23 protein-coding genes are annotated in these 24,618 nt (G+C 73.2%); 16 read left to right on the plus strand and 7 right to left on the minus strand.

All coding sequences use genetic code 11. From position 1 onward, the window contains the following. Positions 1–53 precede the first annotated feature (53 nt). The 5 genes from R2E43_RS20440 (at position 54) to R2E43_RS20460 (ending at position 3,594) form a co-directional block, all read left to right on the plus strand. Positions 54–1,337: an adenylosuccinate synthase gene (locus tag R2E43_RS20440; RefSeq protein WP_031043006.1), complete on the plus strand. Its 1,284-nt coding sequence runs from the start codon at positions 54–56 to the stop codon at positions 1,335–1,337. 159 nt (positions 1,338–1,496) lie between these two features. Further along, positions 1,497–1,988, plus strand: coding sequence for a DUF3515 family protein (locus R2E43_RS20445; protein ID WP_003975311.1), 492 nt, complete (start codon positions 1,497–1,499; stop codon positions 1,986–1,988). A 76-nt stretch (positions 1,989–2,064) separates the two neighbouring features. Further along, positions 2,065–2,265 (plus strand): hypothetical protein, encoded by a 201-nt coding sequence (locus tag R2E43_RS20450; RefSeq protein ID WP_003975312.1) that lies wholly within the window; start codon positions 2,065–2,067, stop codon positions 2,263–2,265. A gap of 115 nt (positions 2,266–2,380) precedes the next feature. Further along, positions 2,381–3,265 (plus strand): sigma-70 family RNA polymerase sigma factor, encoded by an 885-nt coding sequence (locus tag R2E43_RS20455; protein WP_332056433.1) that lies wholly within the window; start codon positions 2,381–2,383, stop codon positions 3,263–3,265. Positions 3,266–3,303: 38 nt separating this feature from the next. Further along, complete coding sequence (locus tag R2E43_RS20460) at positions 3,304–3,594, plus strand: hypothetical protein (RefSeq protein WP_003975314.1); 291 nt, start codon at positions 3,304–3,306, stop codon at positions 3,592–3,594. Between the two features lie 15 nt (positions 3,595–3,609). Here R2E43_RS20460 and R2E43_RS20465 read toward each other — a convergent pair whose 3' ends face one another. The 3 genes from R2E43_RS20465 to R2E43_RS20475 form a co-directional block, all read right to left on the minus strand. Beyond that, positions 3,610–4,260 carry a hypothetical protein gene (locus R2E43_RS20465; protein WP_003975315.1) on the minus strand — a complete coding sequence of 217 codons (651 nt, stop codon included), beginning with the start codon at positions 4,258–4,260 and terminating at the stop codon, positions 3,610–3,612. Between the two features lie 116 nt (positions 4,261–4,376). Further along, a complete protein-coding gene (locus R2E43_RS20470; protein ID WP_003975316.1) occupies positions 4,377–5,078 on the minus strand; it encodes a GntR family transcriptional regulator in 702 nt (233 codons plus the stop codon). Between the two features lie 126 nt (positions 5,079–5,204). Next, positions 5,205–6,560: an aspartate aminotransferase family protein gene (locus R2E43_RS20475; protein WP_003975318.1), complete on the minus strand. Its 1,356-nt coding sequence runs from the start codon at positions 6,558–6,560 to the stop codon at positions 5,205–5,207. 226 nt (positions 6,561–6,786) lie between these two features. Here R2E43_RS20475 and R2E43_RS20480 point away from each other — a divergent pair, with 226 nt between their 5' ends. After that, positions 6,787–9,018: a serine/threonine-protein kinase gene (locus R2E43_RS20480; RefSeq protein ID WP_332056434.1), complete on the plus strand. Its 2,232-nt coding sequence runs from the start codon at positions 6,787–6,789 to the stop codon at positions 9,016–9,018. Between the two features lie 116 nt (positions 9,019–9,134). On the opposite strand, the gene R2E43_RS20485 is transcribed toward R2E43_RS20480, so the two are convergent. After that, complete coding sequence (locus R2E43_RS20485; RefSeq protein ID WP_030867879.1) at positions 9,135–9,899, minus strand: SLATT domain-containing protein; 765 nt, start codon at positions 9,897–9,899, stop codon at positions 9,135–9,137. 281 nt (positions 9,900–10,180) lie between these two features. On the opposite strand from R2E43_RS20485, the gene R2E43_RS20490 reads away from it, so the two are divergent. From R2E43_RS20490 to R2E43_RS20500, 3 genes are all read left to right on the plus strand, one after another. Then, positions 10,181–10,528, plus strand: a complete 348-nt coding sequence (locus R2E43_RS20490; protein WP_319708020.1) for a YbaB/EbfC family nucleoid-associated protein — start codon at positions 10,181–10,183, stop codon at positions 10,526–10,528. A 98-nt stretch (positions 10,529–10,626) separates the two neighbouring features. Next, on the plus strand, positions 10,627–11,226 hold the full coding sequence (gene recR, locus R2E43_RS20495; protein ID WP_003975321.1) for a recombination mediator RecR: 600 nt from the start codon (positions 10,627–10,629) through the stop codon (positions 11,224–11,226). Next, positions 11,219–11,878: a DUF5063 domain-containing protein gene (locus R2E43_RS20500; RefSeq protein ID WP_003975322.1), complete on the plus strand. Its 660-nt coding sequence runs from the start codon at positions 11,219–11,221 to the stop codon at positions 11,876–11,878. The genes recR and R2E43_RS20500 overlap by 8 nt, the downstream gene beginning before the upstream one ends. Before the next feature lie 75 nt (positions 11,879–11,953). Here R2E43_RS20500 and R2E43_RS20505 read toward each other — a convergent pair whose 3' ends face one another. Beyond that, positions 11,954–12,172 (minus strand): LysR substrate-binding domain-containing protein, encoded by a 219-nt coding sequence (locus R2E43_RS20505; protein WP_030867875.1) that lies wholly within the window; start codon positions 12,170–12,172, stop codon positions 11,954–11,956. A 277-nt stretch (positions 12,173–12,449) separates the two neighbouring features. Between R2E43_RS20505 and R2E43_RS20510 the strand changes: the two genes are divergently transcribed. The 4 genes from R2E43_RS20510 to R2E43_RS20525 all read left to right on the plus strand — a co-directional run bounded on the left by R2E43_RS20510 (position 12,450) and on the right by R2E43_RS20525 (position 17,203). Then, entirely contained in the window at positions 12,450–13,727 is a 1,278-nt protein-coding gene (locus tag R2E43_RS20510; RefSeq protein ID WP_003975324.1) for an aspartate kinase, read from the plus strand. Beyond that, a complete protein-coding gene (locus R2E43_RS20515; protein WP_003975325.1) occupies positions 13,727–14,815 on the plus strand; it encodes an aspartate-semialdehyde dehydrogenase in 1,089 nt (362 codons plus the stop codon). The genes R2E43_RS20510 and R2E43_RS20515 overlap by 1 nt, the downstream gene beginning before the upstream one ends. A gap of 484 nt (positions 14,816–15,299) precedes the next feature. Further along, positions 15,300–15,872 carry a SigE family RNA polymerase sigma factor gene (locus tag R2E43_RS20520; RefSeq protein WP_003975326.1) on the plus strand — a complete coding sequence of 191 codons (573 nt, stop codon included), beginning with the start codon at positions 15,300–15,302 and terminating at the stop codon, positions 15,870–15,872. Continuing rightward, on the plus strand, positions 15,869–17,203 hold the full coding sequence (locus R2E43_RS20525; protein ID WP_332056435.1) for a hypothetical protein: 1,335 nt from the start codon (positions 15,869–15,871) through the stop codon (positions 17,201–17,203). Before R2E43_RS20520 ends, R2E43_RS20525 begins: the two co-directional genes overlap by 4 nt. A 95-nt stretch (positions 17,204–17,298) precedes the next feature. Here the strand turns inward: R2E43_RS20525 and R2E43_RS20530 are convergent, their stop codons facing one another. After that, complete coding sequence (locus R2E43_RS20530) at positions 17,299–18,126, minus strand: SURF1 family protein (RefSeq protein WP_173943910.1); 828 nt, start codon at positions 18,124–18,126, stop codon at positions 17,299–17,301. A gap of 132 nt (positions 18,127–18,258) precedes the next feature. Here R2E43_RS20530 and R2E43_RS20535 point away from each other — a divergent pair, with 132 nt between their 5' ends. Further along, positions 18,259–20,079, plus strand: coding sequence for a S9 family peptidase (locus R2E43_RS20535; protein ID WP_332056436.1), 1,821 nt, complete (start codon positions 18,259–18,261; stop codon positions 20,077–20,079). 252 nt (positions 20,080–20,331) lie between these two features. On the opposite strand, the gene R2E43_RS20540 is transcribed toward R2E43_RS20535, so the two are convergent. Then, positions 20,332–22,221, minus strand: a complete 1,890-nt coding sequence (locus R2E43_RS20540) for an NAD(P)-binding protein (protein ID WP_332057125.1) — start codon at positions 22,219–22,221, stop codon at positions 20,332–20,334. 233 nt (positions 22,222–22,454) lie between these two features. Here R2E43_RS20540 and R2E43_RS20545 point away from each other — a divergent pair, with 233 nt between their 5' ends. Further along, complete coding sequence (locus R2E43_RS20545) at positions 22,455–22,964, plus strand: NfeD family protein (RefSeq protein ID WP_003975331.1); 510 nt, start codon at positions 22,455–22,457, stop codon at positions 22,962–22,964. A gap of 103 nt (positions 22,965–23,067) precedes the next feature. Beyond that, positions 23,068–24,591: a flotillin family protein gene (locus R2E43_RS20550; RefSeq protein WP_332056437.1), complete on the plus strand. Its 1,524-nt coding sequence runs from the start codon at positions 23,068–23,070 to the stop codon at positions 24,589–24,591. Positions 24,592–24,618 lie beyond the last annotated feature (27 nt).

The following is a 24,618-nucleotide window of genomic DNA, read 5'->3' on the forward strand; positions in this document are numbered from 1 at the left end:
GTCGCATACGCCCTCGACCATGGACATGCCCCGCCCGGAAGGGGTGTACGCGCGTGCCCGCACTTGTGCTGCTCGGTGCTCAGTGGGGTGACGAAGGCAAGGGAAAGGCGACGGACCTGCTCGGTGGCTCCGTCGACTATGTGGTGCGCTACCAGGGCGGCAACAACGCCGGCCACACGGTAGTCGTGGGCGACCAGAAGTACGCCCTGCACCTGCTCCCTTCCGGGATTCTCTCCCCCGGCTGCACGCCGGTCATCGGAAACGGCGTCGTCGTCGACCCGTCGGTCCTGTTCTCCGAGCTGAGCGGGCTGAACGAGCGCGGCGTCGACACGTCCAAGCTCCTGATCAGCGGCAACGCTCACATCATCACGCCGTACAACGTCACCGTCGACAAGGTGACGGAACGCTTCCTCGGCAAGCGCAAGATCGGCACCACCGGGCGCGGCATCGGCCCGACCTACGCCGACAAGATCAACCGCGTGGGCATCCGGGTGCAGGACCTCTACGACGAGTCGATCCTCACCCAGAAGGTCGAGGCGGCGCTCGACGTCAAGAACCAGATGCTCACCAAGCTCTACAACCGCCGCGCCATCGCCACCGGCCAGGTCGTCGAGGAGCTGCTGGGCTACGCCGACAAGCTCGCCCCGTACGTCGCCGACACCGTCCTGGTCCTCAACCAGGCCCTCGACGACGACAAGGTGGTCCTCTTCGAGGGCGGCCAGGGCACCCTCCTGGACATCGACCACGGCACGTACCCCTTCGTCACCTCGTCGAACCCGACCGCGGGCGGCGCCTGCACCGGCGCCGGCGTGGGCCCGACGAAGATCAGCCGGGTCATCGGCATCCTCAAGGCGTACACGACCCGCGTCGGCGCCGGACCGTTCCCGACCGAGCTGTTCGACGAGGACGGCGAGGCCCTGCGCCGCATCGGCGGCGAGCGCGGCGTCACCACCGGCCGCGACCGGCGCTGCGGCTGGTTCGACGCGGTGATCGCCCGCTACGCCACCCGCGTCAACGGCCTCACCGACTTCTTCCTCACCAAGCTCGACGTCCTCACCGGCTGGGAGCAGATCCCGGTCTGCGTGGCCTACGAGATCGACGGCAAGCGCGTCGAGGAGCTGCCGTACTCGCAGTCCGACTTCCACCACGCGAAGCCGGTCTACGAGACGCTGCCCGGCTGGAGCGAGGACATCACCAAGGCGAAGTCCTTCTCCGACCTGCCGAAGAACGCCCAGGCGTACGTCAGGGCGCTGGAGGAGATGTCCGGCGCCCCGATCTCCGCGATCGGCGTCGGCCCGGGCCGGGACGAGACGATCGAGATCAACTCGTTCCTGTAGGCACGGCGCACGCACCACGGCGGCCGGGACCCCGCACGGGGCCCCGGCCGCCGGCGTCGGGGCGGCGGATACGCTGGCCGGACCAGCAGGGGCCGGGACACCACGGTCACCACGGCCGCGGTCACCACGGACAGCACGGACAGCACGGAGCGAGCGGACATGCGGAAGCCCACCACCCGGACGTGGATCTGGCTGGCCGCGGCCGTCGTCGTCGTGACCGGCGGGGCCTTCTACGTCGACGGCCACCGGGTCTCCGCCGCGCCGCACGCCGGCGACCCCAAGTGCGACGAGATCGTCTCCCGCCTCCCGGACGACATACCCGGCGCCTCGCGCGACTGGGCCCTGGGGGACGGGGTCGCGTCCTGGGGCGGCCAGAAGGCGGTGTTCCGCTGCGGCGCCGAGGAGCTCCAGCCCAACGTCAACCTCTGCGTCACCGCGGACGGCGTCGACTGGGTCCTGGACGAGGCACGGCTCAAGCGCGACGGCGTGAGCGTCCTGCGGACGTACGGCCGCTCACCGGCCGTGGAGTTCACGTACTCCGGTCCGCGCGAGGAGGTGGGCGGCATCCTCGCCGCGCTGGATCCCGCCGTGAAGTGGATCCCGCAGGAACGCAAGTGCATCGGCCTCGACGACGCCGCCACCGTCCTGTAGCCGTCCGTTCCCCGCGCCCCTTCGTTCGGCCCTCTTCGCCGGGCGTCCGCGTGCCCGGTGGTGTCGGATCGCAGACATGACCGACCGCTACAGCGCCGCTTCCTGCCAGGGCCCGTACGGCGGCGAGAACGGCCCCGAGGACTGCGGGGACCCGGTCCGCTTCGAGGTCGCCCGGCACCTGCGGGCGCCGCTGCGGGTGTGCCCCGTCCACCTGGGACCCTCACTGCTGCTGGCCACCGGGGTGCTGTGGCCGCCGGGCATCGTCCTGGTGCGGTGAGACGTGGTGTGCCGAGACCCGGTGCGGTGAGACCGCCGCGGACCCGGGCACGCCGGGATGGTTCACTGGGGCGACGCGCCCCCGAGGGCGCCCGGAGGCGGAAGGAAGCCGTACGGTGCCCGCACGATCCGACGACATGGCCCGGCAGTTCGAGCTGGACCGGCCCCGGCTGCGGGCGGTCGCGTACCGGATCCTCGGCTCGCTCGGTGAGGCGGACGACGCCCTCCAGGAGGCGTGGCTGCGGGCCGACCGGGCGGACACCTCCGAGGTGGGCAACCCCTCGGGCTGGCTCACCACGGTCGTGGCCCGGGTCTGTCTCAACCTGCTCCGGGCCCGCGACACCCGGCGCGAGGAACCGCTGGACGACGCGGCCCGCAGGCAACCGGCCGCCACCGGCACCGCCGCGGATCCGGCCGAGGAGGTGCAGCTCGCCGACGAGGTCGGGATCGCGCTGCTGATCGTCCTGGACACCCTCGGCCCCGCCGAGCGGCTCGCGTTCGTCCTGCACGACATGTTCGACGTGCCCTTCGACGACATCGCCGCGATGCTCGACAAGACCCCCGCCGCCACCCGCCAGCTGGCCAGCCGCGCCCGCCGCCGGGTCCGGGGCGTCCCCGCGCCCGAAGCCGACCTGCCCCGCAGGCGCCGCGCCGTCGACGCCTACCTGGCGGCCACCCGCGGCGGCGACTTCGACGCGCTGGTGGCCCTGCTGCACCCGGACGTCGTCCTGAGTGCGGACGCTGCGGTCGTCCCGACGCCCGAACCCGTCACCGTCAGCGGCATGGAGCAGGTGGCCAGGGGCGCGATGGCCTCGATGGCCCGGGCCAGGTCCGCCGCCGTCGTCCTGGTCGACGGCATGGTGGGCATGGCGATGGCCGAGAACGGCAGGCTGCGCGTCGTGCTCCGCTTCGACTTCGCCGCCGACGGCCGCATCACCGGCATCGACGTGATCGCGGAACCCGCTCGCCTGAACGAACTGGACATCACGGGCATAGGCTGAGTTCATACACGTCGCGTCGGCAGAAGAAGGTGAGTGCGATGCGCGTGCTGCTCAAGGCGACGCTGGACACCGAGAAGTCGAACGAGGTGATCCGCAGCGGCAGGATGGAGGCCCTGATCAAGGAGACCGTCGACCGCATCGGGCCGGAGGCCGCCTACTTCGGCACGATCGACGGACGGCGGACCGCCCTGCTGGTCTTCGACATGCAGGACAGCTCGCAGATGCCGCCGATCGGAGAACCGTTCCTCATGGAGCTGAACGCCGAGGTCGACCTCTGCCCGATCATGAACGGCGACGACCTGGCGAAGGGCCTCTCCCAGCTGGGCTGACGGCCCTTCGGCGGATCAGCTGAAGACGATCATCGACCCCTGGGCCAGGCTCCGTGTCGCCGCCGCGTGCAGGCCCAGCCACACATGGCGCTCCCGGGCGAACGGGCTGGAGTCGTGCGGCGCGGGCACCGCCGGCTCCTCCAGCTCCGTCGGGGCGAGCGGCGGCTGCGGCGGGGCCGGGGGGTTGGCCGGGTCGATGCCGAGGGCCGGGGCGACGGCCTCCAGTTCCCGCAGCAGGGTGTGCGAGGAGCCCAAGGGGCCGCCACCCGCCAGGAGTTCGTCACTGGAGAGCGGGTGCGGGAAGTCGACCGGCACGTAGGCGCCCGCGTGGTCGTAGTGCCAGACCAGGTGGGACTGCTGGGCCGTCGACTCGAACATCTCCAGCAACTGCTCGTAGTCGCCCCCGAGTTCGTCCACCGGGGTCACCGGGAGGCCGCACACCTGGAGGAGGTGCGCCCGGCGCAGGAAGTGCAGCGCGTCGTAGTCGAAGCCGGCCACCGGCGCGACCTCGCCGGAGAGCCCCGGCATGTACTGGTACACCGGCACCGGCGGCAGCCCGGCCTCGGCCAGCACCTTGTCGTATTGCGCGAGTTCCTCGGCGAACGGGTTGTCCGGCGTGTGGCACAAGACGTCGACGAGCGGTACCAGCCACAGGTCACAGGCCAAAAGAGGGCTCCTCACACAGCACGGCGGTCAGGGCAGCGTAGTCGGTGTGCGCCGGGGCGCGTCGCGTGCAGAACCCATACCCATCTGGGGCCGGGCCACGACACGTCCGGCGTTGGTCATTCGCCGGCGAGCCCCTCGATCAGGGCGAGCGAGTGGCTGTTGTACGCGTCGACGAGCGCACGCGCGCCCGGGACGTCGCGCCGGGCCAGGGCGTCGACCAGCGCGGTGTGCCCGGACCACAACGCGCCGCGCAGCTCGCTGAGCCGGCGCAGGTGCTGCACGGTGCACACCCAGCTCTGCACGCGCAGCCGGTGCAGGAAGTCGCAGAGGTAGGGGTTGCCGAAGAGGGTGGCCAGCTCGCGCCAGTAGCGCAGGTCGTAGCCGATCAGGACGGTCAGGTCCCCGGCCGCGGCGGCGCGCTGGGCCTCCTCGCCGCGCCGGCGGACCCCGGCGAGGGCGGCGGCGATGCGCGGATCGGCCGGGTCCGGTCCGCCCGGCAGGTCGGCGGCCAGCGAGAGGAACATGCCGTCGGTCACGAGACTGCGGGCCTCGATCATGCCGCGGAAGTCGTCGACGGAGTACTCGTGGACGCGGAAGCCGCGGTGGTGGTCGGCGTCCAGGAGCCCCTGCGCGGACAGGTCGACCAGGGCCTCGCGCACCGGCGTCGCGGACACGCCGTACTGCTCGGCGATCTCCTTGACCGTGAACTCCTGCCCCGGCTGGAGCCGGCCGGCCAGCACCTCGTCACGGAGCGCGTCGGCGATCTGCTGCCGCAGGGTGCTGCGCGTGACGGCACCGGTACCGCTGGGACCGGGCATGGGCGGGCGTCTCCTCGTCGCGTTCGGGGCGTCGCCCGGGGGCGCCGCCCAGGGGCGTGCTCGTACACATGTCTACCGCGTACGAGCACGCCACCCTACGCGCTCGGTCCCCTGCCCCCGTCCCGCTTACTCCGTGTACTCGTCCGCCACGGACAGTGCCGTGTCCAGGGCCGCCAGGCCCTCCTTCAGCTCCGCCTCGGAGACGTTGCACGGCGGGACCACGTGGGTCCGGTTCATGTTCACGAACGGCCACAGGCCGTGCGCCTTGGCGGAGGCGGCGAACGCGGACATGGGCGTGGCCGCCTGCCCGGTCGCGTTGTACGGCACCAGCGGCTCCCGGGTCTCCCGGTTCCGCACCAGCTCCAGCGCCCAGAACATGCCGGTCCCGCGCACCTCGCCCACGCTCGGGTGGCGCTCGGCCAGCTCCCGCAACGCCGGCTCGACGACCTCGGCGCCGAGTCGCGCCGCGTGCTCGACGACGCCCTCCTCCGCCATCACGTTGATCGTGGCGACGGCGGCGGCGCAGGCCAGCGGGTGCCCGGAGTACGTCAGCCCGCCGGGGTAGGGCCGCTCGGCGAAGGTCGCGGCGATCTCGGCGGAGATCGCGACGCCGCCGAGGGGCACATAGCCCGAGTTCACGCCCTTGGCGAAGGTCATCAGGTCGGGCACGACGTCGTACAGGTCGGCGGCGAACCAGGTGCCGGTGCGGCCGAAACCGGCCATGACCTCGTCGAGCACGAAGACGATGCCGTACTTGTCGCAGATCTCGCGCACCCCGGCCAGGTAGCCGGCCGGCGGCATCATGATCCCCGCCGTGCCCGGGATCGTCTCCAGCACGATCGCGGCGATCGTCCCCGGGCCCTCGAAGGCGATCGTCGTCTCCAGATGCTCCAGCGCCCGCGCGCACTCCTGCTCCTCGGTCTCGGCGTAGAAGCGCGAGCGGTACAGGAACGGCGCCCAGAAGTGCACGACCCCGGCCGTGCCGCTGTCGGAGGCCCAGCGGCGCGGGTCACCGGTGACGTTGACCGCCTGCTGGGTGCCGCCGTGGTACGAGCGGTAGGCGGAGAGCACCTTGGGGCGGCCGGTGTGCAGCCGGGCCATGCGCAGGGCGTGCTCGACGGCGTCGGCGCCGCCGTTGGTGAAGAAGATCTTGTCCAGGTCACCGGGCGTCCGCTCGGCGATCAGCCGGGCCGCCTCCGAGCGCGCCTCGACGGCGAACGCGGGCGCGAACGTCGTCATCCGCGCCGCCTGCTCCTGGATCGCGGCGACGACCTTGGGGTGCTGGTAGCCGATGTTGGTGTAGACGAGTCCGCTGGAGAAGTCGAGGTAGCGCTTGCCTTCGTAGTCCCAGAAGTACGACCCCTCGGCGCCGGCGACGGCGAGCGGGTCGATCAGCTCTTGCGCTGACCAGGAGTGGAAGACGTGCGCGCGGTCCGCGGCCTTCACGGCGGCGCCGGCCTGGGGGGAGGGCTGAGGGGTCATGCGGCCGAGGGTAGATGTCCGCGATGCGGAAACGGAATCGGCGTCCTGTCTGCGGTCGGGGGCTTTCCGCGACAGGTTGTCGACGCGGCGACCGACGCGCTGCCGACGCGGCGCGGGCGCGCGGGGCCCCTCCGTTACGGAACCGTGGACGAGCGGCGACCTACCGCGGGGCCGCCCCGCACTATCCTCGGCCTGTTGCTCATGTTCGGGGGGAAGGCGGCGCGGCATGCGGAGACTGGGGGACGGGGACCCGCAGCACATCGGGGTCTACCGGCTCTTGGGCCGGTTGGGCACGGGCGGCATGGGCCACGTCTACCTGGCCCGGTCGGACCGCGGGCGCACGGTCGCCGTGAAGCTGGTGCGCGAGGAACTGGCCGCGCTGGAGGAGTTCCGCGAGCGCTTCCGGCACGAGGTCGAGTCCGCGCGCCGGGTCGGCGGGCACTGGACGGCGCCCGTACTGGACGCCGACACCGAGGCCGCCGTGCCGTGGGTGGCCACCGGGTACGTCGCCGGGCCCAGCCTCCAGCAGGTCGTCGGGCACGACCACGGCGCGCTGCCGGAACGCTCGGTGCGCACCCTGGGCGCCGGTCTGGCGCACGCGCTCCAGGACATCCACGCCGCCGGGATCGTCCACCGCGACCTCAAGCCGTCCAACGTCCTGGTCACCATCGACGGCCCCCGCGTCATCGACTTCGGCATCGCCCGCGCCCTCCAGACGGTGGCCGACGGCGGCCTCACCCGCACCGGCGCGCTCGTCGGCTCGCCCGGCTTCATGGCGCCCGAGCAGGTGCGCGGCGACCGGGTCACACCCGCCTGCGACGTCTTCTGCCTCGGCTCGGTCCTCGCCTACGCCGCCACCGGCAAGCTGCCCTTCGGCTCCGCGAACAGCGGTGCGCACGCCCTGATGTTCCGCATCGCGCAGGAGGAGCCCGACCTGGAGGGCGTGCCCGAGGGCATCGCCGACCTCGTGCGCGACTGCCTGCGGAAGGACCCCGCGGCGCGGCCGGCCCTCGCCGACGTCCTGGAGCGCACGGGCGCGCAGGACACGGTCACCGGCGGCCGATCCCGCGACCCGTGGCTGCCCAGCGCGCTGGTGGCCCAGCTCGGCCGCCACGCGGTGCAACTGCTGGACACGGAGAACCCCGAAGACCCGGCACACCCCGCGGGCGGCCCGGACCCTTCCCGCACACCCGGAGCGGCCGCGGCGACGCCCGGCGACGCGCTGCCCGACGGCGCGTCGGCTCCGGCTGCCGGGGTGCGGCCTGAGGGCGCGGGACACGGCGGTGTGGCGCCTGGGAGCGCGGGGCCTGGCGGCGGGGGGCGCGGCGGTGTGGGGCCTGGTGGTGCTGGCCCGGGCGGTGTGGGGCCTGGCGGTGTTGGCCCGGGCGGTGTGGGGCCTGGTGGTGTTGGCTCCGGCGGTGTGGGGCCTGGTGGTGCTGGTCCCGGCGGTGTGGGGCCTGGTGGTGCTGGCTCCGGCGGTGTGGGGCCTGATGGCGCTGACCCCGGCGGCGTGGGCCCCGGTGGCGCATGGCCGGGCGGCGGTGGGGCCCGCGGTGGCGGGTCCGGCGGCGAGGGTGCTGCCCAGGGCGCCGACCCGGCGTCCGGCGGGCCGCCTCCTCCGCGTGAGCCGGGCAGCGGCGGCGGCGCCCCGCTGAACCACCTCCCCACCCAGGTCGCGGGCCGGCACCCGGCCACGCCCCCGCCCGGAGCCCACGGCCACGCCCAGCCACCGGCCCCGGGGTACGACCCGGCCCCGGCCTGGCACGCGTCGCAGCCCGGACACCAGCACCCGTACGACGGCGGGGGCGGCCTCGGCCCGACCCCGCCCCAGGGACCCCCACCCCCGTACGGACCGCCGCACGAGCCCGTCCGCAACGGCCGCTCCACCGCGCTGCTGATCGTCGTCGCCCTGGTCGTCGCGCTGGGCGCGGGCGGCTCGGTCTACGCCCTGATGCGCGGGGACGACGACGGCCGGGCGGGCGGCGACCCGACGCCCACGCGGTCCACCGGTGCGCCGCAGGACCCGGGTACGGGCGCCTCCGGTTCGTCCGGTGCGACGGGGGGCCGGTCGCCGTCGACCGGTCCGGCCGCCGACGAGGGCACGGTTCCGACCGGATACCTGGGCGACTGGTCGACCAGCATCGACAACGCCTCCGGGACACACCCCCGCACGCTGAGCATCGTGCCGGGCGAGGTCGGCGACACGGTGCTGACCCTCGTGGCGGACGGGCCGACGGACACCGGCACGTACCACTGCGTGTTCGAGGCCGCCCTCACGGCCGAGCCGGGCTCCGGCGGTCCGCTGCGGCTCGGCCCGTCCGCGGTCAGGACCGGTCCGGCCAGCAGCTGCGCCCCGGGCGGCCCCAGCACCGTCACCCTGCTGCCGGACGGCAGCCTGGAACGCACCAGCGACGACACCGGCGAGTCCCTGCTCTACACCCGCGCACAGGGGTACTGACGCGACGGACGGGCGGACGCGGCGGACGGGCGGACGCGGCGGACGGGCGGACGCGGCGGACGGGCGGACGCGACGGACGTGGCGGACGCGACGGACGTGGCGCGCGCCGCTTCGGGTCAGCGGGGCTCCGGCGGACGCTGGCGGGGCATGTTCGGACGGGTGCCGTTCTGCGGGGGGAGCGGGAACCGGCCGGTGGCGCCCGTGCCCGCGCCGTCCGGGCGGGGCCCGTCGGCCGCCGCCGCGGCGTGCGGTCCCAGCGGTCCCGGACCCGGACGGAAGCACACCATCCAGTCCGCCGTCTCCGCCCGCACCAGCTCCGTCACGTCCTCCGAGAACCGCCGCAGCACCAGCAGGCACCGCTCCGCCGCCTCGCTCGCCGTCCCGTCCGCCGGGCCCAGCACCTCCCGCACGCTCTCCGACGCCCAGTCGAACTGGAGCGCCTGGAGCCGCCGCTGCACCGCCTGCGCCGTGGCCACGTCCCGCATCCAGCCGGACGTCACCCCGAAGTACCGGTCGCCCGCCACACACGCCACCGCCCACAGCAGCGCCAGATACCCCCAGGGCGCGACCCCGCCCACCGCACCCGACAGGTCGAGCAGCGGCAGCGCCGCCCCGGCCGCCGCACCCACCGCGGCCCCGCCCCGCAGCAGTACGGCACCGCGCCGCTTCCACACCCGGTCCGCGAGATACCAGGCCGCCGTGTCCAGCGCGCCCCGCTCCACCCACCGGTACAGCTCGTCCAGCCGCTCGGCGGGCAGTGCCCAGTCCCCGAGGGGAAACGTCCGCCCGGTCAGGTCGCCCGGCCGCGTCCCGGCCGCCCCGCCCTCGCCGTCCCGTCCGCGCTGCGGCGGCCCCTCGGGCTGCATCTCCGGCTGACCCACCCGGCACTCCCTACTGCTCGCCACTGCTCGCCGTACCGCTCGCCTACCGCTCGCCGTCCGTGAGGACTCGTACGCCGGAACCCCGCGCCGGAACCCTTCCTACCGCCCAATGGGTGGCGAAGGGCCGGGTTCCGTCGCTTTTCCGCCCGGAAGAGGGCGTTGATCAGGTATAGGGCTACCAGGGCATCACTCGAAAGAGTGCTGGGGCGAGGGCCGCCCGGACCACGTAGGCTCGTGCCGAACGGCAAAACGGTAGTGACCGGACGCGATGGGAGCTGAACGTGATCCCCGGTGGTGGCCAGCCCAACATGCAGCAGCTGCTCCAGCAGGCCCAGAAGATGCAGCAGGACCTGGCGAAGGCCCAGGAGGAACTGGCGCGGACCGAGGTCGAGGGCCAGGCGGGCGGCGGCCTGGTGAAGGCCACGGTCACCGGCTCCGGCGAGCTGCGCGGCCTCGTCATCGACCCGAAGGCGGTGGACCCGGAGGACACCGAGACCCTCGCCGACCTGGTCGTCGCCGCCGTCCAGGCGGCCAACGAGAACGCGCAGAACCTCCAGCAGCAGAAGCTCGGCCCGCTCGCCCAGGGCATGGGCGGTGGCGGCAGCGGCATCCCCGGCCTGCCGTTCTGAGTCTCCCCGGGCCCCGGTTTTCCCGGTTCGCCTTTCTCGGACCGGCCGAAGCCATCTACCGTACGTAGTGCACGAACCTCAGGAAGGACGGCAGTCCGTTGTACGAAGGCGTGGTCCAGGACCTCATCGACGAACTCGGGCGGCTGCCCGGCGTCGGTCCCAAGAGCGCGCAGCGGATCGCCTTCCACATCCTCCAGGCGGAGCCGGTCGACGTACGGCGGCTCGCCCAGGCCCTCATGGAAGTGAAGGCCAAGGTCCGCTTCTGCGCGACCTGCGGGAACGTCGCGCAGGAGGAGCAGTGCAACATCTGCCGCGACACCCGGCGCGACCCGTCCGTCATCTGCGTGGTGGAGGAGCCGAAGGACGTCGTCGCCATCGAGCGCACCCGCGAGTTCCGCGGGCGCTACCACGTGCTCGGCGGCGCGATCAGCCCGATCGACGGGGTCGGCCCGGACGATCTGCGCATCCGTGAGCTGCTGGCCCGCCTGGCGGACGGCTCGGTCACGGAGCTGATCCTGGCCACGGACCCGAATCTGGAGGGCGAGGCCACGGCCACGTACCTCGCCCGCATGATCAAGCCCATGGGCCTCAAGGTCACCCGCCTGGCCAGCGGCCTCCCGGTGGGCGGAGACCTGGAATACGCGGACGAGGTGACCCTCGGCCGCGCCTTCGAGGGGAGACGACTCCTAGATGTCTGACGCCACGCTGCACGCGACCGACCAGAACCCGGACGACTTCGCGGTCCAGATCGCCGACCAGATCGAGAGCTTCCTGGTGGCCGTCACCGAGGTGGCCAAGGGCGACGAACCCGACTCGGCCGTCCCCTTCCTCCTCCTGGAGGTCTCCCAGCTGATGCTGGCCGGCGGCCGGCTGGGCGCCCACGAGGACATCGTCCCGGACGAGCGCTACGAGCCCGACCCGGGCCCGGAACTCGACGTGGACGAGATCCGCGAGAACCTGGCCCGCATCCTCGACCCGGTCGACGTCTACTCCGAGGTCTTCGACCCCTACGAGCCGCGCAAGGCCCCGGTCCCGGCGCGCATCTCCGACGACCTCACCGACGTCATCACCGATCTCCGCCACGGCATGGTCCACTACAAGGCCGGCCGCACCACGGAGGCCCTGTGGTGGTGGCAGTTCTCCTACTTCTCCAACTGGGGCTCCACCGCCTCCGCGACCCTGCGCGCCCTCCAGTCGGTCGTCGCCCACGTCCGCCTGAACCAGCCCCTGGAGGAGCTGGACGGCCTCGACACCGACCAGGAACTGGGCGAAGAGACCCTGGAGTCGGAGGCCGGCCGGGTCATGGTCCGGGAGATCGCGGCGCCGCTGGGCCTGCGGCCGGTCAAGTAGCGGCGCACTCGGGGGGTTCCGAGGAACCCGGGGCACCCGGGATGACCGGGGCGGCCGAGGCATCCAGGACACCGATCAGGCGGAGGAACGCGGTCGCCGCGGGCGTGCGGCTGCCAGGGGCCAGACGGCGTACTCGACGCGGGCCGGTGCGTCGGTGACCTGGATCGTGGTCACGCCGCCGAGCCGGGGCACGTGGGCGGAGGGCAGCATCGCCACGCCGAGGCCCCGTCCGACCAGCCGGGCCAGGAACTGCGTGTTCGTCACTTCGAAGGCGACGCCACGGGTGAGGCGCACCGCACGCCCCGGGGGTCGGACTCACCAGGGGCCGCAAGGGTTGTGCGTTCCACCAACCCGGTCTTCCACGTGGCGGGAAGCCACTTGTGAACGTGTGACACACCGCACTTTCCCGAGTGACCCGCGTCCCCCTGGGCATGAGCCACCCCGAACAGCGGGCGGTCCGGAGTCTCACCATGCGATACCGCAGGGGTGAAACCCGGACGCTCGGTAAAATGAGCCGACCGCAGTACATATACGTACGTGCGGAAAGAGACGGATTGAGCGAGGAGCGCACGTGGGCCTTGTCGTGCAGAAGTACGGAGGCTCCTCCGTAGCCGATGCCGAGGGCATCAAGCGCGTCGCCAAGCGGATCGTGGAAGCGAAGAAGAACGGCAACCAGGTGGTCGCCGTCGTTTCCGCGATGGGCGACACGACGGACGAGCTGATCGATCTCGCCGAGCAGGTTTCCCCGATCCCTGCCGGGCGTGAACTCGACATGCTGCTGACCGCCGGGGAGCGTATCTCCATGGCGCTGCTGGCCATGGCGATCAAAAACCTGGGGCACGAGGCCCAGTCGTTCACCGGCAGCCAGGCCGGAGTCATCACCGACTCGGTCCACAACAAGGCCCGGATCATCGACGTCACACCGGGTCGCATCCGCACCTCGGTCGACGAGGGCAACGTGGCCATCGTGGCCGGCTTCCAGGGCGTCAGCCAGGACAGCAAGGACATCACCACGCTGGGCCGCGGCGGGTCCGACACCACGGCCGTCGCCCTCGCCGCCGCGCTCGACGCGGACGTCTGCGAGATCTACACCGACGTCGACGGCGTGTTCACCGCCGACCCGCGCGTGGTGCCGAAGGCGAAGAAGATCGACTGGATCTCCTTCGAGGACATGCTGGAGCTCGCTGCCTCCGGCTCCAAGGTGCTGCTCCACCGTTGCGTGGAGTACGCCCGCCGGTACAACATCCCGATTCACGTGCGGTCCAGCTTCAGCGGACTGCAGGGCACGTGGGTCAGCAGCGAGCCGATCAAGCAAGGGGAAAAGCACGTGGAGCAGGCCCTCATCTCCGGAGTCGCGCACGACACCTCCGAGGCCAAGGTCACGGTCGTCGGGGTGCCCGACAAGCCGGGCGAGGCGGCCGCGATCTTCCGCGCCATCGCCGACGCCCAGGTCAACATCGACATGGTCGTGCAGAACGTGTCCGCCGCCTCCACGGGCCTGACGGACATCTCGTTCACGCTCCCCAAGAGCGAGGGCCGCAAGGCCATCGACGCGCTGGAGAAGAACCGCCCGGGCATCGGCTTCGACTCGCTGCGCTACGACGACCAGATCGGCAAGATCTCGCTGGTCGGCGCCGGTATGAAGAGCAACCCGGGCGTCACCGCCGACTTCTTCACCGCGCTCTCCGACGCCGGGGTGAACATCGAGCTGATCTCGACCTCCGAGATCCGCATCTCGGTCGTCACCCGCAAGGACGACGTGAACGAGGCCGTGCGCGCCGTGCACACCGCCTTCGGGCTCGACTCCGACAGTGACGAGGCCGTGGTCTACGGGGGCACCGGGCGCTGATGTCCGCCAGGCAAGACACCGGCCGGGACGGCGGCCGTACCGGCCGGCCCACGCTCGCCGTCGTGGGCGCGACCGGTGCCGTCGGCTCGGTCATGCTCCAGATCCTGTCCCAGCACGCGGACGTCTGGGGCGACATCCGCCTGATCGCCTCCCCGCGCTCGGCCGGCCGCAAGCTGGCCGTGCGGGGGGAGGAGGTCGAGGTCGTCGCGCTGAGCGAAGAGGCCTTCGACGGGGTCGACGTCGCCATGTTCGACGTGCCCGACGAGGTCGCCGCCCAGTGGGCGCCGCTCGCCGCCGCCAAGGGCGCGGTGGTGGTCGACAACTCCGGCGCCTTCCGGATGGACCCGGACGTGCCGCTGGTCGTGCCCGAGGTCAATCCGCACGCGGTGCGGATGCGGCCGCGCGGGATCGTCGCCAACCCGAACTGCACGACGCTGTCCATGATCGTGGCGCTGGGCGCGCTGCACGCCGAGTTCGGGCTGCGCGAGCTGGTCGTCTCCTCGTACCAGGCGGTCAGCGGGGCCGGGCGGGACGGCGTGGACACGCTGCGCCGGCAGCTGTCGCTGGTGGCCGGCACCGAGCTGGGGACGCACCCCGGTGACGTGCGGCGGGCCGTCGGCGACGACACCGGGCCGTTCCCGGAGCCGGTGGCGCTGAACGTCGTACCGTGGGCCGGATCGCTGCGGGAGGACGGCTGGTCGTCGGAGGAGATGAAGGTGCGGGACGAGTCCCGCAAGATCCTCGGGCTGCCGAACCTCCCGGTCGCGGTGACGTGCGTACGGGTGCCCGTCGTCACCACGCACTCCCTGACCGTGCACGCCCGCTTCGAGGGCGAGGTCAGTGTCCAGGGGGCCCGGGAGATCCTGGCCACCGCTCCCGGCGTCGTCCTGTTCGACAACCCGGCCGCGGGGGAGTTCCCGACGCCCGCCGACGCGGTCGGCACCGACCCGACCTGGGTCGGCCGGGTGCGCCGGGCCCTGGACGACCCGACCGCGCTCGAACTCTTCGTCTGCGGGGACAATCTGCGCAAGGGCGCCGCGCTCAACACCGCGCAGATCGCGGAGTTGGTGGCGGCCGAGTTCGGCTGAACCGGGATCAGAGAGGCGAAAAGGCCCGGCGGCCGTGGGTTTCGTTTGTAGGATCCATGGACGAGATGTGATCCGGAAGTTGGTCCGGACTACTTGTACCGGACACCCGCTCCGTCAGAGGATTTCCTCCCCGCCCTCCGCAACCGTGCGAGTGGCGGGGAGCGTCTTTGCGGTCACCCATTCGTGGCACGGGGCGTGGTTCGGCGCGGGGACGCCGAGGGCGGGCGTGGGGACGCCCGTTCACATGGAACACAGGGGAAGAGCGGACGATGAGGGCCTATGACGCACCGTCAGCCGGGTGGCCGCCCGGGCGGCTGCCCGACGGACACGGGAACGTGACGCCCGGCACGTACAACCCTCACGGGGGTGGACGTGTCCAACTGGCGTGGCAGAGGTTCTCGATTTCACCGCAGGCACGCGGGGCGCGGCGCTGCGCCCTCCCGTCCGGTCCGTCCGTCCCCGTGTGGCCGGTCCGGCCGGTGGCATGCCGGTGATCGCGCCGATGCCCGCAGCGCGGCCGGCCCGCATAACGAACCAGCGCGACGGCGCCGAGGACGCGGCGGCGGGCACCACCGTCGACCACCTCACCGAGACCTACCGGGCGCACTACCGCTCGCTGCTCGGTCTCGCCGCCCTCCTCCTCGACGACACTGCCTCCTGCGAGGACGTCGTCCAGGAGGCCTTCATCCGGGTGCACTCGGCGCGCAAACGCGTCCGCGACCCGGAGAAGACCCTGGCGTACCTGCGGCAGACCGTCGTCAACCTCTCGCGCTCGGCGCTGCGCCGCCGCATCCTCGGCCTCAAGCTCCTCTCCAAGCCCATGCCGGACATGGCGAGTGCGGAGGAGGGGGCGTACGACCAGCTGGAGCGCGACTCCCTGATCAAGGCGATGAAGGGGCTCCAGCGCCGGCAGCGCGAGGTGCTGGTCCTGCGCTACTTCGCCGACATGACGGAGGCTCAGGTCGCCGAGACGCTCGGCATATCCCTGGGCTCGGTCAAGGCCTACGGCTCGCGCGGGATCGCGGCGCTCAGGGTGGCCATGGAGGCTCCCGCATGAGCGACGGCAACGACGCGCGACCGGACGCCCGCGACGGGCACGATCCGGGTTCCGACGCCCGTGACGGGCATGACCCGGGGGCGGGCCCCTTCGACGGGCACGGCCCGGGTTCCGACGCCGGTGACGGGGATGACGCAGGACCGGACGCCCGCGACGGGCACGGCGCGCCCGCCGGACCGGCCGGGCGGGAACAGCGGAAGCACCCGCACGACACGCACGACATGCACGACACGCACGACACGCACGCTGGGAAGGGAACTGTGAACCACGGCCCCGCCGCGCAGGGCCCCGACGCTCCCGGGGCCGACGGGCCGGCCACCGACGAGGCCGCCCTGCGCGCGATGATGCAACGGGCGGTCCGGGAGATGGAGCCGAGCGACGGCACCCTGGAGCACCTGCGGCGCGCGGTGCCCGCCCGGCGGGCCCGCAAGCGCCAGGCACTCGTCGGCGCGGCGGCCGCCGCCCTCTTCCTCGGCACGGCGGTCCCGGCCCTCGTACACGTCTCCAACGCCACCGGCGCGGGTGCCGACCCGTCCGTCGCGGGCAACGCCTCACAGGCCCAGGGCGGCGCCTCCCAGGGCAAGGACCCGGCCGGCGGGCAGAGCGGCGTCGCCAGCACCGGGGACACGCCCGAGGACCGGGACAAGGCCGACCCCAAGGAGACACCCGGCGGCAAGGAGCCCGGCGCCGCGACGGGCGCGCCCCCCTCGGGCGTTCCCAGCGCCAGCAGCCCCGCCGACGTCCCCGCGTGCGCGCCGGGGTCCCTCGGCCCGGCCGTGGCGAGCAGTGCCGAGCCCGACTCCACGGGCGTGGTCTACGGCTCCTTCCGCGTCACCAACGTCTCCTCGGACGGCTGTACCGTCACCGGCCCCGGCACCGTGGTCACCGCTTCGCTGGGCGCCGCCGAGGCCACCAGGATCGGCACCGCCCGGCACGCCGCCGGGGACGCCGCGGCCGGACTGCCCGACCCGTCGCTGGAGACCGCCTCGCTGGCCCTGGCGCCGGGCGCCGCGTACGAGGTGCAGTTCGCCTGGGTGCCCTCGGAGACCTGTCCCACCACCGGCGGCACCACGGGAGGCGGCAGCGGCGGGCCCTCGCCCGATCCCTCGCCCACCGCGGACACGACCGCCGCGGGCGGCACCTCCGCGGGCGGTGGCGAGGCCGGGCCCACGACCCAGCTGATCACCGAGGACGGTCCGGCCGAGGGCAGCGTGTCGGTGACGTACACGCCGGAGGGCGGTTCCGGATCGGCGACGGCCACGGTGTCCAACGCGTGCGCGGGGACCGTCTACTGGACCGGCCTGCTGGCGGACTCGGGCTCGGGAGCATAGCCCCTGCGGGGGCAGGCCGCGTGGGGCAGGCCGCGCGGGGGCAGGTCCCCGTGGGCCAGCCTCCGTGGGTCAGGCCCGTGGGCCAGGCCCGTGGGTCAGGAGACGAGCCCCGCCCTGGCCCTTCCGGCGTCCTCGTCCTCCGTGTCCTCCCCGTCCTTCCCGTCCTCCGCGACCAGGCCCAGCTCGGCGTCCCGGGCGAGTTCGACCTCGCGGCGCAGCAGCCGGAACCACATGAAGATCACGAAGCCGACGAACGCGAACCACTCGGCGGTGTAGCCGAGGTTCTGGAAGGCCTTCAGGTCGAGGCCCGTGTTCTGCGGCGCGCTCACGGGCACGGCCCGCATCCCCGAGTCGCCCTCGTTCAGCGTGACCCAGGCGTCGTACACGTCGTAGGGCACGAGGTTCAGCAGCGTCGCCGCGCTGATCGCGCCGGTCTGCCCGTCGGGCCACCCGGAGCGCCCGCTGACGCCGCCCGCGCCGGGGGACTCGGCGGCCTGGAGCGCCCCGGTGACGGTGACCTCGCCGGTGGGCGGGGCCGGGGCCCTGGCCGGGTCGGGTTCGCCCGGGAGCCAGCCCCGCACGACCGGCAGGGCCTCACCGCCGTCGGTGCGCAGCAGCGTGAGGACGTAGAAGCCCTCCCGGTCGTCGAGCTTCCGCTCCGGGACCAGCAGCTGATCGTCGTACCGGCCGGTGACGGTGGTCTGCCTGCCGACCGTCGCCTTGTCCACGGGCAGCAGCTCGGTCAGCGGGCGCGCGGCCTCCCGGGCGGCCGACTCCTGCTGTGTGGAGGCGGTCTCGTGGTCCTGCACCCGGTCCTCGAAACGGCCGAGCTGCCAGGAACCCATGAAGATGCAGAAGGGGATGGCCAGGACGACGAAGACGTTGATCCCCCACCATCGGGGCGTCAGCAGAAACCGGTACACGCCCTCCACGGTACGGTGCGCGCCCGGACCACCCGGCCGCGGGGCTGTGGAAAACGTGACGGACTGAGGAGGTTGTCCACAGGCTGGGGATCCTTTCTGCGCGTTGCCGCCGGGTCGGGGCAGTATGGGGCCATGACTGAGAGCAACGGGTTGCGGCAGACGCAGGGCGAGCAGGTGCCCGACTGGGAGAAGCGGTTCCGGGCGCCGAGGGTGTCGCTGCCCGACTGGGCCGAGGACGCCCCGGACCGCTCCCTGTTCGTCTCGAACGCGACGGGGACGTACGAGCTGTATGCCTGGGACCGGTCGAGCGGGGAGCAGCGCCAGGTCACGGACCGGCCCAACGGCACGACGGACGGCGTGCTCGCGCCGGACGGCGACTGGATCTGGTGGTTCGACGACAAGGACGGCGACGAGTTCGGCGTCTGGCGCCGCCAGCCCTTCGCGGGCGGGCCGGACGAGGAGGCCGTGCCGGGCCTCGACCCCTCCTACCCGGCGGGCCTCGCCCTCGGCCGGGACGGCCGCACGGCGGTGATCGGCCGCTCCACCGACGAGGACGGTACGACGATCCACCTCGCGCGCGGGGACGGCGGCGCCCCGGCGGAGATCTACCGGCACCGCGAGTCCGCGGGCGTCGGCGACCTCTCCCACGACGGCTCCCTGATCGCGATCGAGCACACCGAGCACGGCGACGCCATGCACTCGGCGCTGCGCGTCCTGCGCCCCGACGGCAGCACGGTCGCCGAGCTGGACGACACCAGGGGCGGCGAGGAGGAGCTGGGCCTGGAGGTCCTGGGCTTCGCGCCGGTCGACGGCGACACCCGGCTGCTCATCGGCCACCAGCGCCGGGGCCGCTGGGAGCCCCTGGTGTGGGACGTGGCGACGGGCGAGCAGACCGACCTCGCCCTGGAGCTGCCCGGTGACGTCAGCGCCGAGTGGTATCCGGACGGCTCCGGCCTGCTGATCGTGCACGGCTTCGAGGCCCGCAGCGAGCTGTTCCGGTACGACTTCGCCGAGCGCGGCCTGACGGACATCGACACCCCCGCCGGCACCGTCTCGGGAGCCACGGCCCGCCCCGACGGCAGCGTGGAGTACCTGTGGTCCTCGGCCGCCGAGCCGTCGGCCGTCCGCTCCACCACCGGCCGCGTCGTCCTGGACCCGCCCGGCCTGAAGTCGCCCCGCTCGGTCCCGGTGGAGGACGTGTGGGTGGAGGGGCCGGGAGGCCGCATCCACGCCCTGGTCCAGAAGCCGGCCGGGGCGGCCGGTCCGCTCCCGACGGTCTTCGACATCCACGGCGGCCCGACCTGGCACGACAGCGACTCCTTCGCCGCGGGCCCGGCCGCCTGGGTCGACCACGGGTACGCGGTGGTCCGGGTCAACTACCGGGGCTCCACCGGTTACGGCCGCGCGTGGACCGACGCCCTCAAGCACCGGGTGGGCCTCATCGAGCTGGAGGACATCGCGGCGGTGCGGGAATGGGCGGTCGCCTCGGGCCTCGCGGACCCCGAGCGCCTGATCCTCACCGGCGGCTCCTGGGGCGGCTACCTCACCCTCCTCGGCATCGGCACCCAGCCCGAGGCGTGGACGCTGGGCATCGCGGCCGTGCCGGTCGCCGACTACGTCACCGCGTACCACGACGAGATGGAGGGCCTCAAGGCACTCGACCGCACCCTGCTGGGCGGCACCCCCGAGGAGGTCCCCGAGCGCTTCGAGGCCTCCTCCCCGCTGACCTACGTCGACGAGGTCAAGGCCCCGGTGTACATCTCGGCGGGCGTCAACGACCCGCGCTGCCCGATCCGCCAGGTCGAGAACTACGTCGAGCGCCTGGAGGCCAGGGGCGCCGTCCACGAGGTCTACCGCTACGACGCGGGCCACGGCTCCCTGGTCGTCGACGAACGCATCAAGCAGGTACGCCTGGAGCTGGACTTCGCGAGCAGAAACCTCCCGAAGCCGTAGCGCCTCTCCGGGGCCGGCGCCTTCCCGACCCCCCGAGCCGGCCCCGGGGAGTGGCTTCTTGGCCGACCGAGCTGTGCTTCCCGGGGGGTGGCTTCTTGGCCGACCGAGCGGTGCTTCCCGGGGGTGGCTTCTTGGCCGACCGAGTCGGGCTCCCGGGGGTGGCCTCTTGGCCGACCGAGTCGGGTGGTGGGTGGGCATAGGCCGGGGGTCCAGGGGGCGGCGCCCCCTGGCGGGGTCGTAGGGGCGGCGCCCCTACACGTCCGCCCCACGCCGGGCCCGCCGCCCCAGCAACTCCGCCAGCCCCCTCCGCGTCGCCGCCAGCACCACCCGGTCCGAGCCCCGCAGGACATACGTGTCGGGCAGCTCCCACACCAACCGCGACTCCCGCGCCCGCTCCGGCGCACCGCCCTCCGCCCGCCCACCGTCGGAGACCTCGAGCGCCAGCACCCGCCACGCCCCCGCCCGGAACGCCTCCCCGACCGTCTTCCCCTCCAGCTGGGGGTGCCCCGCCACCTCCACCGCCGCGAACAGCAGCACCCGCCGCTCGACGGGGATCGCCCCGAGGATCTGGCGGCCCATCATCGCCCCGGCGAAGGACGGCGCCGCCAGGTGCGTCACGCTCCGGCTGCGGGTGAGCGCGCCCGGGTGGGCGGCCCGCAGGGTGCGGTACACGGCGGTCGCGAAGTCGTCGTCGTACAGGCGCAGCACCACCCGCAGCCGCGACCGTACGGACCGCGCGTACAGCACCGCCTCCAGGTTGGTCGTGTCCACGCTGGTCAGGGCGAGCAGGGAGTGCGCCCGGTGGATCTTCGCGGCCTCCAGGACGCCCTCCTGGGTGACGTCCCCGAGCACCACCGGCACCCGCAGCCGCCGCGCGGTCGCCATGCCGCGCGCCTCGGGGTCCGCCTCGACGCACACCACGGGGATGTCCATCTCCCGCAGCCGGGTCAGGACGCGGGTGCCGATCTTGCCGAGACCCAGCAGGACGACATGCCCGCCGAGCCCGCGCGGCGGCTTCCGCAGTGCCGACGCGCTGCGAAAGGTTCCGAGGGCCTCCAGCACGGCGGCCAGCAGGACGGGCAGCAGCAGCAGTCCGACGAACCCGGAGAGGAGCTGGAGGATCTGACGGCCGGTGTCCTTGTTGTGCGCGGGTTCGTTGATGGAGAACAGGTCGAGCAGCGTCACGTACGTGGCGTGCAGGGGATGGTCGCCGGTGACCAGCATCAGTGCCACGGCGAGGGCGACCACGCAGGCCGCCAGGCCGGCCAGCGACCACCGCAGCCGCCGTGAGAACAGTTCGCCGAAGGCGGGCACGCCGGCCCGCCCGGCGGGCAGCGGCGGCCCCGAGTACGACACCTGCTCCAGGGCCACGGTCCCGCGCCCGGTGGCCGCCTCCACCGCCGCCGCGTCGGGCAGCAGTTGCGGCCCTTGCTCGCCGCTGTCCTCCGAACCGTCCGCACCGGCCGGGTCGTTGCTCGTCGCGGACAGCAGCGCCAGGGTGCACAGCCCCGGGTCGGCCACCTCGCCGGGGCGGGGCGGATTGCGTTCGACCGCGCGCAGCAGCAGGCCGTCCGTCTCGACGACCTTGCTGGTGCCGACGAGGGCGGTGGCCGCCAGCGCGGGCGCGGCGGTGTCGGCGTCGGACAGGACGGTCGTGGACCCGGCCCCGGCCCCGGCCCCGGCCCCGGTCCCGGCACCGTCGCCCGTCGCCAAGGTCGCGCTCTGGTCGAGGAGTTCCTCGATGTGCTGGCCCAGGCGCCGGTTGTACAGCCGCAGGACCAGCCGCAGCCGGGGGTTGAGCCGGCGGGCGGTCAGGGCGGCCCGGATGTTGGTCTCGTCGTCGTCGTACACGAGGGCCAGCGCGGTGGCCCGTTCGACACCGGCGTCCGCGAGTACGTCCTCGGTCGGCTCGGTGGCGTCCAGTTCGCGGTCGGCGCCGCCCGGATCGCCGTTGCCCGTCCGGTTGACCGCCGCGTTGACCATGTCCAGCAGCGCCGCCGAGGCCGCGCGGGCCCGCCCGACCACCGGCTGGCGCACCCGGCGCCCGGCGGGCGGGACGACGAGGGTGACCTGCTCGCGGTAGACGCCGCGCAGTTCGGCGGCCAGCCGGTGGGCCAGCCCGTCGTCGCCGCACACCACCATGTGCGCGTACCCGTCGCCCTGCGGAACCTGGTTCGGAACGCTCCCCGTATGAGTCCCCATTTGGGGAAGGACAGTACAGGCAACGGGTGCGGTTCCAGGAGCGTCCGAAGAGATCGAGGGCGGCATTAAAGACGCGTAAAGATTGCCGGAAGTCGGCAATGACGTCCTGTCGCGCCGCGTGTGACGATTCGTTTCACCGAAGCTCAGCGACGGGCGGGAGGGGGGCGGCACGCATGGCCTGGTTTCTCGGGCTGGGGATCACGGGGGTCGTGCTGCTCGCCCTGTCGCTGGTCTTCGACGGACTGCTGGAAGGCGTCTTCGACGGAGTGCTGGACGGCGTCCTGGAGGGGTGGCTGTCGCTGCCGGTCGTCGCCGGGTTCGTGGCGATGACCGGCTTCGGTGGCGCCATCGCCCTCGGCAGCGGCTGGACCGGCCCCGCGGGCGCCGCGGGCATCGGCGCGGTCGCCGGAGTGGGGGCCGGCTGGCTGACGTACCGGTTCGGCCGCGCCCTGATGCGTGACCAGACCGCCGTCACGCCTCGTACCGACGACCTCCTCGGCACGTCCGGCAAGGTCGTGACCGCCATCCCGGCGGACGGCTACGGCGAGGTCCTGCTCCGGCTCGCCGGGCAGCCGCTGAAGTGCGCGGCGCGCAGCACGGTGCCGCTGGCGCGGGGCGCCGAGGTGTGGGTCGAGGCGGTGCCGACGGGGACGTCGGTGGTGGTGCGCCCGGTCGACCGCTGAGGTCCGCGCCTTCCTGCCTTCCCTGCCTTCCCTGCCTTCACTCGTTCTCTGTTCGCTCTGTTCTCTCTGTTCTCTTCTCTCTGTGTGATTCGGGGGCGTTGTCATGAGTCCTGTCGTCATCGCGGTGGTGGGAGTCGTCGTACTCCTGGTGCTGCTCGCCCTGGTGGTGGTCAGCCGCTACAAGGTGGCCGGCCCGAGCGAGGCGTTCATCGTCACCGGGCGGCGCGGCAAGAGGTCCACCGATCCGGAGACGGGCCGTGTGTTCACCGACAACAGCGGCCAGAAGGTCGTGGTGGGCGGCGGCGTGTTCGTCGTGCCGTTCGTGCAGCAGCGGTTCACGCTCGACCTCTCCTCCCGGCACATCCCGGTCGCCGTGCGCGGCGCGGTGACGCTGCGCGGGGTGAAGGCCAACCTCGAAGGCGTCGCGATCGTCAAGGTCGGCGGCACGGAGGACGCGATCCGGGCCGCGGCGCAGCGGTTCCTGATGCAGCAGGACGGCATCGTCGGCTTCACCCAGGAAGTGCTGTCCGGCGCGCTGCGCGCGATCGTCGGCCGGATGTCCGTGGAGGACGTCATCCGGGACCGGGCCGCCTTCGCCGGCCAGGTCGCCGAGGAGGCGGAGGCGAGCCTGTCCGGGCAGGGCCTGGTGCTCGACGCCTTCCAGATCCAGGACATCACCACCGAGGGTTCCTACCTGGAGGACCTCGGCCGCCCCGAAGCGGCACGCGCGAAGCAGGAGGCCGACATCGCGGAGGCGGTCGCCCGGCGGGCGGCCGAGCAGGCGCGGCTGAAGGCGGAGGAGGAGATCGCGGTCGCACAGCGGACCCTCTACCTGAAGCAGGCCGAGATCAAGGCCGAGACCGATCAGGCCGAGGCCCGCGCCAACGCCTCGGGTCCCCTCGCGGAGGCGGCCCGGCAGCAGGACATCCTCGCCGAGCAGGAGAAGGTCGCCGAGCGGCAGGCCGCGCTGAAGGACCGCCAACTGGACACCGAGGTGCGCAAGCCCGCCGACGCGCAGCGGTACGCCGCCGAGCAGGAGGCGGAGGCCCGCCGGGTGGCGCGGGTGAAGCAGGCCGAGGCCGAGCGCGCCGCCGGTATCGCCGCGGCCCAGGCGGAGGCCGAGCGGGCCCGCCTCACCGGTGAGGGCGAGAAGCAGCGGCGCAGCGCCCTGGCGGACGCCGTACGGCTGGAGGGCGACGCCGAGGCCGCCGCGATCGGTGCCAAGGGCGCGGCCGAGGCCGAGGCGATGGAGAAGAAGGCCGACGCCTTCGACCGGTACGGCGACGCCGCGGTGCTGCAGATGCTGGTCGAGGTGCTGCCGCAGGTGGTGGCGAAGGCGTCCGAGCCGCTGGCGGCCGTGGACAAGATGACGGTCATCTCCACGGACGGCGCGAGCCGGCTCACCCGCACGGTCGCCGACAACGTGGCGCAGGGCATGGAACTGCTGGGCTCGACCACGGGCGTCGACCTGGCGTCTCTGCTGAAGGGCCTCACGGCCAAGGAGGGCCTCACGGCCAAGGAGGGCCTCACGGCCAAGGAGGGCCTCACGGCCAAGGAGGGCATCACCGCCAAGGGCGAGGCAGGCCGGGCCACCACCGAGAACGGCAAGGTGGAGATCACGGACTGACGCCCCCGCGTCGATCGGTTGCCGGGA

The organism is Streptomyces violaceoruber, assembly GCF_033406955.1.
In the GTDB taxonomy this organism is placed as follows: domain Bacteria; phylum Actinomycetota; class Actinomycetes; order Streptomycetales; family Streptomycetaceae; genus Streptomyces; species Streptomyces violaceoruber.